The sequence below is a fragment of the Pedobacter sp. HDW13 genome, from assembly GCF_011303555.1.
Lineage (GTDB): Bacteria > Bacteroidota > Bacteroidia > Sphingobacteriales > Sphingobacteriaceae > Pedobacter.
The window spans coordinates 444,196-459,624 of sequence record NZ_CP049868.1 but is presented as its reverse complement, the minus strand read 5'-3'; the positions used below and the strand labels follow the sequence as shown (position 1 = coordinate 459,624).

Below are 15,429 nucleotides of genomic sequence, written 5' to 3'. Positions count from 1 at the left end.
ATTCTAAACAGGGCTTGTTAATCTGACCTAACTAAACCCTTATCTGCTATATTTGTGTTACACAAAATCGAACATCAGATATGGATGATTTTATCGCAGCCCGTTCCCAAATGGCCCTGTCTCTGGGCTTTCACATTATTTTTTCGTGCATTGGTATGGTGATGCCGTTTTTTATGGCAGTATCTCATTACAAATGGTTAAAAACAAATAACGAGGTATATAAAAACCTCACCAAAGCCTGGAGTAAAGGAGTGGCCATTTTCTTTGCCACGGGGGCCGTTTCTGGTACCATGCTTTCGTTTGAGCTTGGTTTGCTCTGGCCTAAATTTATGGACCACGCCGGATCGATATTCGGGATGCCTTTTTCGTTAGAAGGAACAGCGTTTTTTATCGAAGCCATTGCCCTAGGCTTTTTCCTGTACGGCTGGAATAAACTCAACAAATGGTTCCATTGGTTTACCGGCATGGTGGTTGGTGTAAGCGGGCTGGCTTCCGGTATACTGGTTGTGGCTGCAAATGCCTGGATGAACAGTCCGGCAGGATTCGATTTTGTAAACGGCCAGTATCTAAATATCGACCCCATACAGGCTATGTTTAATAAAGCCTGGTTTTCGCAGGCCTTGCATATGTGTTTAGCTGCATTTACGGCCACCGGTTTTGCCGTAGCAGGGGTACATGCTTTAATGATATTGCGCAACAGCAACCGGGAGTTTCATTTAAAAGCCTTTAAAATTGCTGCGGTATTTGCCTGTATTGGTGCCTTGCTGCAACCTTTAAGCGGCGATATTTCAGCTAAAGATGTGGCCAAAAGGCAACCAGCAAAACTTGCTGCTATGGAAGCCCTTTATAAAACCGAAAAACCTGCGCCCTTGTTAATTGGGGGAATTGTAAACGAAAAGGATAAAACGGTTAAAGGGGCGATCAAAATTCCCGGAGCTTTGAGTTTCCTGGCGCATGGAGATTTTGGCGCTGAGGTGAAAGGCCTCGATCAGATTCCGGAGAATGAGCATCCACCGGTAGCGGTAACACATTATGCCTTCCAGATTATGGTGGGGATTGGCACTTTGCTGATGCTGATTTCGCTGGTTTACTTCTTCAATCTAATCAAAAAACGATCTTTATTAGAACAACCCTGGTTGTTAAAACTTTTTGTAATGGCTATACCGCTAGGTTACGTTGCATTAGAGGCCGGTTGGGTCGTAACGGAGGTTGGACGTCAGCCATGGATAATTTATGGTATTATGCGTACTAAAGATGCAGTTACACCAATGCCGGGATAGCTTACTCTTTTTACATCTTCTCTGTCATTTATTTTTCGCTGAGCATTATTGTAACCTTTCTGCTTTACCGTCAGATTAAAATGGTACCTGTATTGTATAATAAAACTGGACAGAATAATCATTAACCACAGATGAAAAGGATGAAAACAGATGAAAATTCTTTAAAAATCTGTGTTTATCTGTGTAAATCTGAGGCAAAAAATAAATTATGGAACAAGTTGTAATTACCTTTTTATGTATGGCCATTCTGCTCTACTTTTTATTGGGGGAGCCGATTTTGGTGCCGGAATTATCGAACTGTTTACTTCGACCAAGAACCGGAGTAAGACCCGTAAAACCATGTACCAGGCTATTGGCCCGGTATGGGAGGCCAACCACATGTGGCTGATTATTGCCATCGTAATTCTTTTTGTGGGTTTTCCGCTTATTTATACCACCATGTCGGTTTACCTGCATATTCCATTGGCAATTATGCTAATAGGAATTATTGCCCGCGGAACTGCATTTGTTTTTCGCCATTACGATGCCGTTAAAGACGATATGCAATGGTTATATAACCGCATTTTCAGGTATTCGAGCTTTGTTACCGCTTTGTTTCTGGGCATAATTGCCGGCAGCCTGATTTCAGGGCATATCGATACACAGGCGACAGATTTTTATACAGCTTATATATCCGGTTGGTTAAACTGGTTTTCGGTAGCTGTGGGCTTCTTTACTGTAGCGCTTTGTGGTTTCTTGGCGGCAATCTACCTGATTGGCGAAACGAAGGAAGCGCATGATAAACGCCGCTTTATTAAAAAAGCCGAATTTATGAACATAGCTGCGGTAGTTTTTGGTGCCATGGTATTTATTGCAGCGCAAAGGGATAAAATTCCGTTAATCGATTGGGTTTTTAAAAGTAGTGTTGGTTTATCGGCCATTGTTCTGGCCAGTTTATCGCTTGTATTGTTGTGGTATCTGTTAATTAAAGGTAAAACCAAGGTTTTACGCATTTTAGCGGGCTTTCAGGTAACGATGATCCTTCTGGCGATTAGTTATGCCCACTTTCCCAATTTTATCCGTTTAAAAAGCGGAGAGGCGATTTCGCTACTGGAAACCGCCGGACCAGAGAAAACCATTTACAGTTTGGGTTTGGCACTTTTGCTGGGAAGTGTGCTGATTTTACCTTTTTTAGGATATTTGTTTTATAAGTTTCAGAAAAAAGAGGAGTAGAAAATAAGTTTGGAATGGAAAGTTATTAGTCGGCAGAGAAGCATCATATTTTTAAAAAAAAAGTGCTATAATAAGGGCGTAAAATATCCAAATATACAATATCCTATAAAACCCAGGAAAACTGCTAATGTAATCACCGATATTACCATTTTAGTACTTCCTTCTATAAGATCGATGTTTTCTGAATTAGCTTTTAATCTGGTTGATAATTTTAGGCCTATTGTACTGTCGTATAATCCTAAGAATGCGTTTGTAGCTAAAATAATTATTAATTCGAAATGACTAGATTGTAGGTAGCCAATACCAATATAAACTGAAAAAGATAATACGCTTAAGTAAGTATATTTAAAATTAAATTTCCTGGAGGCTACTGCGCCAAGGGTATCAATTAATGTAATGCAAAATAATCCGGTTAAAAAGTAAGCTGTCAGTAAATATAGATACGTATTCATTAGTTCTTTATGATGGTATTACAGTCGTAATTTATAAAAAAAAGAGCACCTGTTTCCAAATGCTCTTTTATAAAATGATTCAAAATACTGATCTACAAGCCACCTTTACGGTTCGATTTCGTTTGAACAGGCCAGCTTGCCGGTTTACCCGTACGTTCGTTTACCGGTAAATCTGCAGCTTTTTCAGTAGAAGTTTTTTCAGGGTCTTCTGATGCCATATAAACCATGATGGCAGCTAAAATTACATTGCTTTTAATCTCGTCGAAAACCAGTTTATCGTAACTGTCGCGGTTAGTATGCCAGGTATAGGTGCCGTAATCCCAGCTGGTTGAGCTTAACGAATAACCCAAAGCACCTGCAGCTACAAACGAAGCAAAATCAGATCCTCCTGCACCCGGTGTGCCCGGGAAGCTGGTTTTGATCTGGTTTTTAATCGTATCTGGTACTGCTGCCAACCAACGCGTGATGTAATCTTTTGATTTGGCAAAGCCTTGTCCGCCGATATTAACCACGCGGCCGGTACCGTTGTCTTGGTTAAACAATGCCTGTAGGTTACTTACAATTTCGGGGTGATCTTCTACAAAAGCCCTTGAGCCGTTTAAACCCTGCTCTTCGCTGCCCCAATGGCCAACCAGGATGGTACGCTTAGGATTAGGATAAATTTTCTTTAAAATACGCATGGCTTCCATCATCAAAATGGTTCCCGAACCGTTATCTGTAGCGCCACTTGCACCATCCCATGAATCGAAGTGTGCCGAGAGCATCACGTATTCATTCGGTTTTTGCTTCCCTTTTATCTCGGCAATGGTGTTGAAAGTAGGTACTGCACCTAGTTTCTTTGATTCTGATTCGATTTTAAGCACAGGTTTGTTGCCATTTAAAGCCAAGCGGTAAACCAGGCCATAATCCTCTACCGATAAATCCAGGGTTGGTACTTTTGTTGTATTGGCACCAAAAATTTTATCAACGCCAAAGCCCTGCGACCAGTTGTTGATCACTATTGCTGCTGCACCTGCATTTTCTAAAGCTACAGGTAAAGTTTTAGCGTTATAACCTGTTTTGGCAATACCAGCAGCAAATGCTTTTGCGGCATCGGCCTTTTGTTTTTTAAATTTTTCGAATAAATCTTTTGTGGCAAATTCTTCCCGGTTTTTTTCTGGTCGGCCAGAAAGCTGGTTCATAGAAATCAGTACAATTTTACCTCTTACATTGGGTAACCATTTTTGAAAAGCTACCGAATCGGTTATTTCGGGCAGGATAATTGCTTCGGCATTAATGGCTTTTCCGTTAGTTGACGGACTCCAGGCCAATTGTGTTCCTTCGAGGGTTCTCACCCGCGGACTTACTAAGTCAATATGCGTAACGCCTCTTTCCCAGCCAGCCCATTCGCCCCACTTTTCATTTTTGGCCGAAATGCCCCAATCGCTATATTTTTTTACTGCCCAATCGTTGGCTTGCTTCATTTGTGGCGAACCCACTAAGCGTGGACCCACAACATCCAGCAATTCGTGTGCAAGCTTTTCTAATTGCGAGTTTTCATTTACTTCTTTAACAATATTGTCGATTACTTTTTTGTCTTGTGCGAAAACAATGACCGAAGCGCATAGCAATAGCGCAGAAAACAGTAGCTTTTTATTCATAATTAAGTTAGGTTTAGTTATTTGATAAACTAATTTATGAAATAAGGGCTAGGATAGAGGGATGTTAATGGAAATGTTGCAGTGGAGTTGAGTGGTGTCGGCTGTTACCAGCTGAACACTAAATTGATGTTCGCAAGTTTGTAAAAGAAAGGTCAGATGGTAAGATCTGACCTTAGGGTTAACTAAAAGCTTTTCTTCTGTACTTTATCGTGAAAAGGTAAGTATTCTGATAGTGCTGCTGAACCATACCAGTTATACAATTCTGGTTCTAACAGCTTGGCCTTAATCGCCGGATCGTTTTCCAATAGTTGTTTGGCCTCGTCCATTGATTTGGTATTTAGAATAAAGATACCGCGGTAATTCTTATCGTTTTTGCCCATTGGTCCGGCAATTACCAGTTTGTTTTGCTCAACCATTTTGCCCATGTTAGCCATGTGGCCGGCAAAAAGGCTATCGGTTTTAGCTTTGGTTTCTGTGGTATTGGTGCCCGATTTCAGGATCACCATGATGTACATCTTCATGCCGTAATCATCGGCGCCGAGTTTTTTTGCAAGCGCTTCATCGTATGGCGCCTTAGCCTTTTTATCTTGAGCAGATACAACCAGGGTAGCAATGCTAAGGCAGATGGCGAGTAATATTTTTTTCATGTTGTTGTGGTTTGGTTAGTTTAAAAATAAGAAAAATTGTGGTGTTTTTATTTTTCTCCATTGGAGAGCGGGCGCAAAAAGACCTTATTTTTCATTGGGAGGGGACTTAAAACAAAAAGCAGGACTGAAATAACCGAAGTTCTTCAAGCCCTGCTTTTCTAAATATCAATTAATCAGTTAAACAATTAACTGATTAAGCAAATCTAATTATTCATCATTTTAATAAAAGCGCCCAATTTAGCTTTCATGGCTCTTCTATCTACAATGAAATCGAGGAAACCGTGCTCCAGCACAAATTCTGAAGTTTGGAAACCTTTAGGTAAATCTTTTTTAATGGTTTCTTTAATTACCCTTGGGCCGGCAAAACCGATCAGTGAGCCAGGTTCGGCAATATTGATATCGCCAAGCATAGCATAAGAAGCGGTAACACCACCTGTGGTTGGATCGGTTAATAAAGAAATATAAGGAACTTTAGCCTGACCTAGTAAAGCCAGTTTAGCCGATGTTTTAGCCATTTGCATCAATGAAAATGCAGCTTCCATCATTCGTGCGCCACCAGATTTAGAAATCATCAGGAAAGGCACCTTGTGTTTAATGCTGTAATCGATAGAACGGGCAATTTTTTCACCTACTACCGAGCCCATTGAGCCGCCAATAAAGGCAAAATCCATACAGGCAATAACGATATCCTGACCTTCAATTTTACCCACTCCGGCGCGAATCGCATCTTTTAAGCCGGTTTTAGCCTGGCTTTCTTTAATTCTATCGGTGTAAGGTTTATTGTCGTTAAATTTTAAAGGGTCGCCTGATGTTAAGTTAGGGAACAGCTCTTTAAATTCGTTATCATCAAATAAAACCTCGAAATATTCTTTTGAGCCTACTCTCAGGTGGTAATCGCAGTAATGGCAAACGTATTTGTTTTCCTGAAGTTCTGCCTGATGTAGCGGTTTTTTACAATTTGGACATTTATTCCACAAACCATCCGGTGCTTCTTTTTTCTCTTCGGTTGTGGTAATGATACCTTTTTTTTCTCTCTTAAACCAAGCCATATAATTTTTTGAAGAATTGGATTGCAAAGAAACGAAAAATATCATCAACTTTACCAATTACCCATAACCAAATTCCAATAAGCCTATCAATTTCGTCAAAATTACCTGCAGCCTCCTATTTGTACACAAATCAGGAATAAACAAAGCAAGCCTTTAGAAATCTTAATTATCAGGGAAGGTATTTTAACAGACTGATCAGGTTTTTCTGAATTAAATGCCCTGGAGGGTTTGAAAATAACCTATTGAAATATTGCTTATTTCTATAGGTGTGTCTTTTTTACACTAAGGATAATGTGTTTTTTACACTAAATAGCCCTTATTTTGCTGTCAGGCAAATAATTCTGTTGTTATAAAAGCTTGAAATGTTATTTTTTTTTATAACTTCGGACTTAATAAAATTAACAAGAAATGAGTTTAAAAGGCTACAAAGGCGTAATTTACGGAGATGCCGTTCAAGAATTGTTTGAGCAGGCTAAAAAACATCAGTTTGCTTTACCAGCAGTAAACGTTACCGGTACCAATACGGTAAATGCGGTAATGGAAACTGCAAAGGCAGTAAATTCGCCTGTTATGATTCAATTATCTAATGGTGGTGCCCAGTTTTATGCTGGTAAATCGTTAGATAACGAGAAATTACAGGCATGTATTTTAGGTGCTGTATCGGCAGCTAAACATGTACATTTATTGGCAGAACATTATGGTGTTGCCGTGGTTTTACATACCGACCACGCGGCTAAAAAATTATTGCCATGGATTGATGGATTATTGGATCACGGTGAAAAATTCTTCGCAGAAACCGGCAAACCTTTGTTTTCATCTCATATGTTAGATTTATCAGAAGAGTCGATTGAAGAAAACATGGAGATTTCTGCTAAATATTTAGCACGCATGGCTAAAATGAACATGACTATCGAAATCGAGCTTGGTGTAACAGGTGGTGAGGAAGATGGTGTGGATAACAGCGATGTAGACAGCTCTAAATTATATACGCAACCAAGCGAAGTGGCTTATGCTTACGAAGAATTAAGCAAGGTTTCTCCACGCTTTACTGTTGCAGCTGCTTTTGGTAACGTACACGGTGTTTACAAACCAGGTAACGTTAAATTACAACCGGTAATTTTGAAAAACTCTCAGGATTTCATCAAAGAAAAATTCAGCTTAACTGCAGAGAAACCAATTAACTTCGTATTCCACGGTGGTTCTGGTTCTTCTCAGGAAGAAATCAGAGAAGCTATTTCTTACGGTGCAATTAAAATGAATATTGATACTGATATGCAGTGGGCATTTTGGGAAGGTATTTTAGAATATTACAAAAAGAACGAAGCTTATTTGCAAGGCCAGATTGGTAACCCTGATGGCGATGATAAACCAAATAAAAAATATTACGATCCACGTGTATGGTTGCGTAAAGCTGAAGAAGCTTTCGTTAAGCGTTTAACTGCTGCTTTCGAAGACTTAAACTGCATTAACGTTAACGATAAACTGTAAATGGATTTTAAGGTTGGAAAGTTGAAAGGTTTAATGTTATAACCTTCCAACATTTTTAACATTTCAACATCAAACAAAAGCGCCATAGGTATAAAAACTTATGGCGCTTTTGTTTGTTTAATGGTATATTTAAGCAAACAAAAGTGTAATGATAAAATCTAAAGCTGATACTAAAAAAAACAATCTTTTTGAAAGGTTTGCCAATGCTGCGACCAAGTTTACGGGAAGCTCTATAGCCTTTATTGCCGCCACCGCAATTGTTATTCTTTGGGCTGTAACCGGACCAGTATTTGATTATTCTGAAACCTGGCAACTGGTTATTAATACTGGTACGACCATTATTACTTTTTTAATGGTTTTTTTAATCCAAAAAGCACAAAATAAGGATGGAAAAGCAATACAATTGAAATTGAATGAGCTGATTGCTGCGCATGAAAAGGCCAGTAACCGGATGGTAGATATTGAAGATTTAACCGAAAAGGACCTTGATCAGTTACACAAATTTTACGTTACGCTGGCTACATTAGCCAAAAAAGAGGCCGATATTCATTGTTCTCATTCAATTGATGTTGCAAATGAGCTGAATGAGCTAAAATTAGAAAAGAATAAACACTTTAAACACCACAATAATGAGTCTGCAAGTTCAAAAAATTAACCACCCAGAAGATTTAGATAAAGCATTTGTTATTCGCAAAACTGTATTTGTAGATGAGCAGAACTGCCCACCTGAACTGGAGTGGGAGCATGAAGACGAATCAGTACATTTTTTGGCCACACATAACGGGCAGCCTTGCGGCGCCTGCCGCTGGCGTAAAACGGATAGTGGCTATAAACTGGAACGTTTTGCGGTTTTAAAGGAATTTAGAGGTCATGGGGTCGGTCGGGCATTAATTGCCGAGGCTTTATCTGATTTACCCGAAGATGCGCATTACATTTATCTCAACTCGCAATTAGATGCCATGAGTTTATATGCTAAGTTTGGTTTTGTTGCCGAGGGCGAGCAGTTTGAAGAGGCCGGTATACAGCATTTCAGAATGGTGAAGCAGGTTTAGCGATTAACTACGATTTAATTCCTCCGTCATCTCGACCGGAACGCAGCAGAGTGGAGAGATCTACCTCGAGATAGATTTCTCGACTTCGTTGCACTTCGCTCGAAATGACGATAAGCGAGTGAATGTGAGCAGAAAGAAATCACCCGAATATCCTTCCTGACAAAGCCATCGCCTCGTTCCATTTATCCATGTTCAGGTATAAGCTTTCTCCTTGTGCATTTAAGAAGCTAATCACATCTTCGGTAGCAATGTTGCCTGTAAGGTTATCAGCAGCCATAGGGCAGCCTCCAAAGCCTTTTAAAGCAGAATCGATCCGTTTTACGCCTGAATTGTAAGCAGCGGTTATTTTTTCGAACCGTTGGGCAGGAGTGGAGTGCAGGTGAATACCAATCTCTGTATTCGCAAACCTTGAAATCAGTTTAGGCAGTATACTTTCAATTTTCTTAGGCGTAGACACACCAACCGTATCAGCCAAAGATAAAATCCCGACACCCTTGTTTACCAAGACATCGGCCCATTGCTCTACAATTTCATAATTCCATTCATCGCCGTAAGGGTTACCAAAACCCATTGAGAGGTAAACTACAGCCTCCTTATTCTTTTTAACGCAAAGGGCAAGCATTTCTTCGACCGTGTTTAGTGATTGTGTAATGCTGGAGTTGGTATTGCGTTGCTGAAACGTTTCTGAGATAGAAAAAGGGAAACCGAGGTAGTTGATCTCTTCGTGCCTTATAGCGGCTTCTACGCCCCGTAAATTGGCTACAATGGCCAGTAGCTTGGTCTCGGTATTGCTTAAATCCAGATTAGCCAAAACAGCAGCTGTATCTGCCATTTGCGGAATGGCCTTTGGCGAAACAAAACTTCCAAAATCCAAAGTATCGAAACCTACCTGTAGCAGTAAATTCAGGTATTCGGATTTTAATGCGGTAGGGACAAAATCGTGTAAACCCTGCATCGCATCGCGGGGGCATTCTACTAGCTTGAACTGGTTTGGGCTCATATTTTTGGTTTAAGCGCAAGTTGGGGAAAGTTTTCGTTAAAAAAAAGTTAAAGCATGGCGTTAGTATCAGTTATCAGTTAACAATTATCAATTACCGGTTTGCAGTTTTCAATTACCAATATACAATTACCCATTTTCAGTTGAATTTTGGCTATAAATCCAGTTATCTGTTTGCAATTTTTAGTTTGATTATGAAACATTTGGTATAGTCTAATAGCCAATCCCAATGAACCAATGACCAATTATCAGCTCGGTTCTAAAATAATAGCTATTAACTATGGACTATAAACCAATGACCAATGAACTCGTTAAACCTTAACTTCTTTTACACCGGGCACTTCCTCGCGGTAATCTACACTTCTATCTTTTGCAAAGGTTCTGATAATTAAACGGGTACCTCTATCGTAGCTAAAGTAACTCCAGATCCAGTTTACGAACACAATGATCTTATTACGGAAACCTACTAAAGTCATCAGGTGAACGAACATCCAGGTAAACCAGGCAAAAACGCCCTGAAAGCGAATTTTACCGATATCGACCACTGCTTTGTTCCTGCCTACGGTAGCCATAGAACCTTTATCGAAATATTTGAACTTTTCTAAAGGTTTGTTTTCTATAATATTGATGAGGTTTTTGGCCAGATGATGCCCTTGCTGGATCGCAGCTGGAGCAACTCCGGGGTGACCGTTAGGTGTTTCTTCATCAATAATGGCGGCCACATCGCCAATGGCGTAAACATTCGGATAACCCACAATCAGATTTTGGGTGTCGGTTTTTAATCTTCCGCCTCTTACAATTTCGGCTTTATCGAGCCCGTTTATCACCTGACCTTTAACACCGGCGCTCCATATTACGGTTGAACTTAAAATAGGGGCTTTATCCTGTAAAGTAAGTGTATGTCCGTCGTAACCCAGTACCCGTGTTTCGTTCATCACCTGCACGCCCATATCGGTAAGAAAATCTTTGGCCTTTTTTTGCGCCTGGGGCGACATCACACCCAACAATTCTGGCGAATTTTCAATAAGGTAAATATTTACCTTATTTACATTCATCTCTGCATAATCGTTCGGGATAACATGTTTTTTAAGCTCTGCAATGGCTCCAGAGGTTTCTACACCTGTTGGACCACCTCCAACCACGACAAAGTTTAATAAAGCACTCTTTTTATCCGGATCTTTCTCTATCAGCGATTTTTCGAAATTCTGTAAAATCAGGCTTCGAAGGTCAAGCGCTTCCGGAATGGATTTCATTGGCATCGAATTGGCTTCGATTTCTTTATTGCCAAAGAAATTACTGGTAGAACCGGTTGCAATAACCAGATAATCGTAACTAATTCTGCCAATATCGGTTTGCAGACAATTTTCAGAAGCGTTTACTTCGGTAACTTTGGTAACCCTGAAAATTAAATTCTTTTGCCCCTTAAAGATCTTTCTGAGTGGGAAGGCAATCGAATCGGCTTCTAAACCACCGGTTGCCACCTGATATAATAAGGGCTGAAAAGTATGATAGTTATGTTTATCGAGCATGACTACCTGAAAAGGTTTGTTTTTTAAACGTTTAGCTAACTCAATCCCGCCAAATCCTCCGCCAACAATAACTACTCTGGGGTATTCGCTTTTAGGAAGTTGTAAATCCATTTTCTATTGGTTTATCTATTGCTAATGTAACAAAAAGATGGCCAAAAGGTTTAAATAATAGCGTTTTGGCAGGACAAATAAGTAGTTTGGCTGATATATAACGTTTGGATGACTAAGGTAAAATTGGTTGGTTTCTGAACGCTGTTGAATGTTCGTTAAGCCTGATGGGAGCGGGCATAGAGCGCCGCGAAATAAAGCAAACAGCAGGATTATCTGAGCTGAAGCACTACTGGTATTGCTTTTAAAAACGGTTCTGCTAAAGTAAGTAGTAAAGCCGGTTATTAATCACTCCACTTTTAGGATATCGGGAAGTGAATTTCTCTTGTTACAACGCTAAACATCCATTTCCAGATGTATATCCAACGGCTCGAGGTCGAACAGTTCCTGATCAATTTCTTTGGTTAAACAGGCGCCCGACTTCAGGTAAAAATCTACCGAGGCTTTGGTGGGAGTTGCCGAGATATAAAGTTTTTTTGCCTGATAATTCCGGCCCACTTTTTTAATTTCTTCAACCAAATGCTGGCCGATTTTTTTACCTCTCCAGGCATTGCTTACGTAAAGGATGTCCATTTTACAATACTCGCATCGAAGACCTCGCTTTCTATTCTCTATAGATGCTACACCAACCAGTGTATGATTGATAAAGGCCCCCACAACCTCGCCGCCACCTTGCTTAAGGTGTTTTTGCTTTTCAATTATGGCAGCAAGCTCGGCTGGCTCAAAAGCAGTAACAGTTTCGTTTACCTGTTCAGTTAAAAGCTGTCCTTTTTTGTAGATATAAACTTCTGATATGTTTTCCGAACGGTCAATCTCCGCTATTTTATTAAGCTCTTCTAAACTTAAAGGACTGTAAGTAATGTTTTGCATAATGCAGGGCAGTTATCCAAAAATATAAAAATGCGAATTATTAAGAACAAAAAAAACGCCCCGATTAAAATCGAGGCGTTTATATATTTTAAGATTTTGAAATCTTATTTTTTCTCTGCAGAGCTACCCAAATCGATTACAATAGGAGTAGAGATACATAGTGATGAGTACGTACCAATGATACGACCGATTAACAGGGCGAAAATAAATCCGCGGATACTATCGCCACCGAAAATAAAGATTACCAATAATACGAAGAATACGGTTAACGAAGTTAAAATGGTACGGCTTAAGGTACTGTTTAACGCGAAGTTGATTAAGTTGTTACGCTCTTCGCCATGTAAATCGTCTTTACCAGCTTCTTTCAGTTTCTCACGGATACGGTCGAATACAACAACAGTCTCTGTCATGGTGTAACCCATTACGGTTAAGATTGCTGCAATGAAATCCTGACCAATTTCTAGTGAGAATGGCATAAGGCCATCTAAAATGGTGTAGAAAGATAATACCATTAAAACGTCGTGGAATAAGGCGATTACCGCACCTAAACCATATTGCCATTTTTTAAACCTTACAACGATGTAGATAAACATGAACAAGCATGAGATCAATACCGCATAGAAAGCACCGTTTACGATATCGCTGGCGATAATCGGCGTTACTTTTTGCGAGCTTACGATTTCATATTTAGAACCTGCTAAACCTTTGTTTAAAGCATCTTCAACAACTTTATCGGTTTTAACATCTTGATCTGCAATGTGGAAAGTAGTGGTGATTTTTACCTGGCTATCTTCGCCTGCAGTTTTAACCTCTGGAGTTTCGTTATCAAAAACAGGAGTTAATTTCGATTTTATATCTTCAGTACTTACTGCTTTATCGAAGTGTACTAAGTAAGTTCTACCACCTTTAAAGTCTACACCAAGGTTTAAACCACCGTTTTTGAAATACATACCAATACCAGCAACAATGATGATGGTAGAGATAATGTAATAAATTTTACGACGGCCAACAAAGTTGAAGGCTAAGTTTTTGAATGCGTTACGGGTTAAGTTGTTATCGAAGTTAACTTCGATTTTACGGTTTAACAACGAATCGAAAACTACTCTTGAAATGGCTACAGCAGCAAATAACGACGAAAGGATACCAATACATAAAGTAGTTGCAAAACCTTGAACCGGACCACTACCAAAAACATAAAGGATGGCACCTAAAATGAATAAGGTAACGTTCGAGTCGATAATTGATGGCATAGCATGTTTGAAACCTTCTTTAATGGCAGCACCAACATTTTTACCATGTGCAAGCTCTTCACGTACACGTTCAAAAATAAGGATGTTTGCATCAACGGATAAACCGATGGTTAACACGATACCGGCAATACCAGGTAAAGTTAACACAGCGCCCAATGATACCAGGATACCGATAACGAAGAACAAGTTGATTAAAAGGGCAAAGTTAGCAACCCAACCAGCACGGTGATAATATAACGCCATGAAGATTAAGATTACAATAAAGGCAATTACGAAAGAGATTAAACCATCGTGGATAGCTTGTGCACCTAAAGTAGGACCAACAATGTAGCTACCTGCAATACGTGCAGGAGCAGGTAATTTACCCGCTTTTAAGATGTTTGATAAATCTTTGGTATCTGCTTGCGTAAAGCTACCGGTGATTTGCGAAATACCGTTAGGGATTTCGTTTTGAACAGTAGGAGCAGAATAAACCTGGTTATCTAATACGATTGCAATCGCTTTTAAGTTATTTTTATCAGCAGAAGCTTCAGCAGTAATTTTTTTCCATTTTGCAGCACCTTCGCTGGTCATGTACATGGTTACTTCTGGTTTACCTTTTTGGTCAAAGTCAGCACGCGAATCGCTGATCGCCTCACCACCTAAATCTGGTTTACCATCGGCACTTACTACTTTAATGGCATATAGTTCGAAAACTTTAGAACCTTCTCTTGGTCTAACGCTCCACATAAATTTCATCGTAGATGGAATTGCGGCAGCAACCTCAGGCATTTTTAAATAAGCATTAACTTTTGCTGTATCTTTTTGTAACGACATACCCACAACTGCACCTGGCATTAATTGTTGTTGTCCGTTTTGGCCCTGGTAAATAGGCAAATTAAGTACAGCATATAAAGGGTTAGATTTTACCAGCTCAGCTCTAACCGCCGAAGAATCTTTTTTACCTAAACCAGCAAGTTTACTACCTTTTGCAGCAGTATCTTTTGCAGCAGTTTTTTCTAAACCAGCTAATTTGCTTCCGGCAGCAGCAGGAGCAGCAGTGGTATCTTTTGTAACAGGAGCAGCGGTTTTTAATGTTGCAGCTAAAGTTTTGTTAATGTTTTCTAGTAAAGGAGCAACTTCTTGTACCTGGTATACTTGCCAGAACTGTAATTCGGCAGAACCTTGTAAAAGTTTAGCAATACGCTCTTTATCTTGTACACCTGGCATTTCGATTAAGATGCGGTTACTGCCTTCTTGTTTTTGCATGTTCGGACTTACTACTCCGAAACCATCAATACGAGAACGTAATACAGTAAACGAACGGTCAATTGCGCTGGTTGCTTCTTTTTCTAAGAAAGATTCAACGTCGCCATTGCTTGCATTTGGTTTTAACTGCGATGCGTTATCCTGATTTGAAAAATAATCAGCAAGTTTTACACCTGGACTTAATTTTTCAAATTCGTTAACGAAAATTTTGATGTAATCTTTACCACCGGCATTTAACTGGATCTGCGCGTTTTGAACAGCTTTGTTGAAGTTTACATCGGTAGGGTTGCCCGCTAACGATTTAACCAGTTCAGCTAACGATATCTCCATCGTTACGTTCATTCCGCCTTTTAAGTCAAGACCCAAATTAATTTCTTTCGATTTTACCTCCTGATAAGTGAATCCGGTTACGGGATAAACTTTTTCGGTACTCATCGAATCTAAGTAAGCCTTTTCTTTAGCTAAGTCACCTTTCGCATAGTTTTTTGCGTCTTTTTCTACCTTGGATGCAACCAAAGTAAAAGAGAGGGCATACGCACAAACGATAGCCAATACTATCGCTATAAACTTAATAAAACCTTTTCCTTGCATTGTTTGTTTAAAATAA

General features: G+C 39.7%; 11 protein-coding genes and 1 pseudogene. 5 read left to right on the top strand and 7 right to left on the bottom strand.

Annotation, left to right across the window (positions count from 1 at the left end):
- Nucleotides 1–80 precede the first annotated feature (80 nt).
- Nucleotides 81–1,405: pseudogene (locus tag G7074_RS01950) on the top strand (cytochrome ubiquinol oxidase subunit I).
- A gap of 109 nt (nt 1,406–1,514) precedes the next feature.
- Nucleotides 1,515–2,492 carry a cytochrome d ubiquinol oxidase subunit II gene (locus G7074_RS01945; RefSeq protein ID WP_370526597.1) on the top strand — a complete coding sequence of 326 codons (978 nt, stop codon included), beginning with the start codon at nt 1,515–1,517 and terminating at the stop codon, nt 2,490–2,492.
- Between the two features lie 544 nt (nt 2,493–3,036).
- Here the strand turns inward: G7074_RS01945 and G7074_RS01940 are convergent.
- The 3 genes from G7074_RS01940 to accD form a co-directional block, all read right to left on the bottom strand.
- Nucleotides 3,037–4,584, bottom strand: a complete 1,548-nt coding sequence (locus G7074_RS01940) for a M20/M25/M40 family metallo-hydrolase (RefSeq protein WP_166206484.1) — start codon at nt 4,582–4,584, stop codon at nt 3,037–3,039.
- A 182-nt stretch (nt 4,585–4,766) separates the two neighbouring features.
- Complete coding sequence (locus G7074_RS01935) at nt 4,767–5,231, bottom strand: YciI family protein (protein ID WP_124561311.1); 465 nt, start codon at nt 5,229–5,231, stop codon at nt 4,767–4,769.
- A 203-nt stretch (nt 5,232–5,434) separates the two neighbouring features.
- On the bottom strand, nt 5,435–6,280 hold the full coding sequence (gene accD / locus G7074_RS01930) for an acetyl-CoA carboxylase, carboxyltransferase subunit beta (RefSeq protein WP_124561310.1): 846 nt from the start codon (nt 6,278–6,280) through the stop codon (nt 5,435–5,437).
- Nucleotides 6,281–6,688: 408 nt separating this feature from the next.
- Here accD and fbaA point away from each other — a divergent pair, with 408 nt between their 5' ends.
- From fbaA to G7074_RS01915, 3 genes are all read left to right on the top strand, one after another.
- A complete protein-coding gene (fbaA, locus tag G7074_RS01925; protein ID WP_124561309.1) occupies nt 6,689–7,768 on the top strand; it encodes a class II fructose-bisphosphate aldolase in 1,080 nt (359 codons plus the stop codon).
- A gap of 148 nt (nt 7,769–7,916) precedes the next feature.
- Nucleotides 7,917–8,423, top strand: coding sequence for a low affinity iron permease family protein (locus G7074_RS01920; protein WP_124561308.1), 507 nt, complete (start codon nt 7,917–7,919; stop codon nt 8,421–8,423).
- Nucleotides 8,398–8,820, top strand: coding sequence for a GNAT family N-acetyltransferase (locus G7074_RS01915; protein WP_124561307.1), 423 nt, complete (start codon nt 8,398–8,400; stop codon nt 8,818–8,820). The genes G7074_RS01920 and G7074_RS01915 overlap by 26 nt, the downstream gene beginning before the upstream one ends.
- Nucleotides 8,821–8,959: 139 nt before the next feature.
- Here the strand turns inward: G7074_RS01915 and G7074_RS01910 are convergent, their stop codons facing one another.
- The 4 genes from G7074_RS01910 to secDF form a co-directional block, all read right to left on the bottom strand.
- The gene (locus tag G7074_RS01910) at nt 8,960–9,820 is read right to left on the bottom strand and encodes a hydroxymethylglutaryl-CoA lyase (RefSeq protein ID WP_166206481.1); all 861 of its coding nucleotides are present in this window, start codon (nt 9,818–9,820) and stop codon (nt 8,960–8,962) included.
- Between the two features lie 308 nt (nt 9,821–10,128).
- Nucleotides 10,129–11,457 (bottom strand): NAD(P)/FAD-dependent oxidoreductase, encoded by a 1,329-nt coding sequence (locus tag G7074_RS01905; protein ID WP_124561305.1) that lies wholly within the window; start codon nt 11,455–11,457, stop codon nt 10,129–10,131.
- Between the two features lie 333 nt (nt 11,458–11,790).
- A complete protein-coding gene (locus G7074_RS01900) occupies nt 11,791–12,324 on the bottom strand; it encodes a GNAT family N-acetyltransferase (RefSeq protein ID WP_166206478.1) in 534 nt (177 codons plus the stop codon).
- Nucleotides 12,325–12,428: 104 nt separating this feature from the next.
- A complete protein-coding gene (secDF, locus tag G7074_RS01895; protein WP_124561303.1) occupies nt 12,429–15,413 on the bottom strand; it encodes a protein translocase subunit SecDF in 2,985 nt (994 codons plus the stop codon).
- Nucleotides 15,414–15,429 lie beyond the last annotated feature (16 nt).

Excerpts from the sequence above, each read along its gene's own strand:
- secDF (WP_124561303.1), bottom strand. The coding sequence starts at position 15,413 with ATGCAAGGAAAAGGTTTTATTAAGTTTATAGCGATAGTATTGGCTATC.
- G7074_RS01905 (WP_124561305.1), bottom strand. The coding sequence starts at position 11,457 with ATGGATTTACAACTTCCTAAAAGCGAATACCCCAGAGTAGTTATTGTT.
- G7074_RS01900 (WP_166206478.1), bottom strand. The coding sequence starts at position 12,324 with ATGCAAAACATTACTTACAGTCCTTTAAGTTTAGAAGAGCTTAATAAA.
- G7074_RS01910 (WP_166206481.1), bottom strand. The coding sequence starts at position 9,820 with ATGAGCCCAAACCAGTTCAAGCTAGTAGAATGCCCCCGCGATGCGATG.
- fbaA (WP_124561309.1), top strand. The coding sequence starts at position 6,689 with ATGAGTTTAAAAGGCTACAAAGGCGTAATTTACGGAGATGCCGTTCAA.
- G7074_RS01920 (WP_124561308.1), top strand. The coding sequence starts at position 7,917 with ATGATAAAATCTAAAGCTGATACTAAAAAAAACAATCTTTTTGAAAGG.
- G7074_RS01940 (WP_166206484.1), bottom strand. The coding sequence starts at position 4,584 with ATGAATAAAAAGCTACTGTTTTCTGCGCTATTGCTATGCGCTTCGGTC.
- accD (WP_124561310.1), bottom strand. The coding sequence starts at position 6,280 with ATGGCTTGGTTTAAGAGAGAAAAAAAAGGTATCATTACCACAACCGAA.
- G7074_RS01915 (WP_124561307.1), top strand. The coding sequence starts at position 8,398 with ATGAGTCTGCAAGTTCAAAAAATTAACCACCCAGAAGATTTAGATAAA.
- G7074_RS01935 (WP_124561311.1), bottom strand. The coding sequence starts at position 5,231 with ATGAAAAAAATATTACTCGCCATCTGCCTTAGCATTGCTACCCTGGTT.
- G7074_RS01945 (WP_370526597.1), top strand. The coding sequence starts at position 1,515 with ATGTATGGCCATTCTGCTCTACTTTTTATTGGGGGAGCCGATTTTGGT.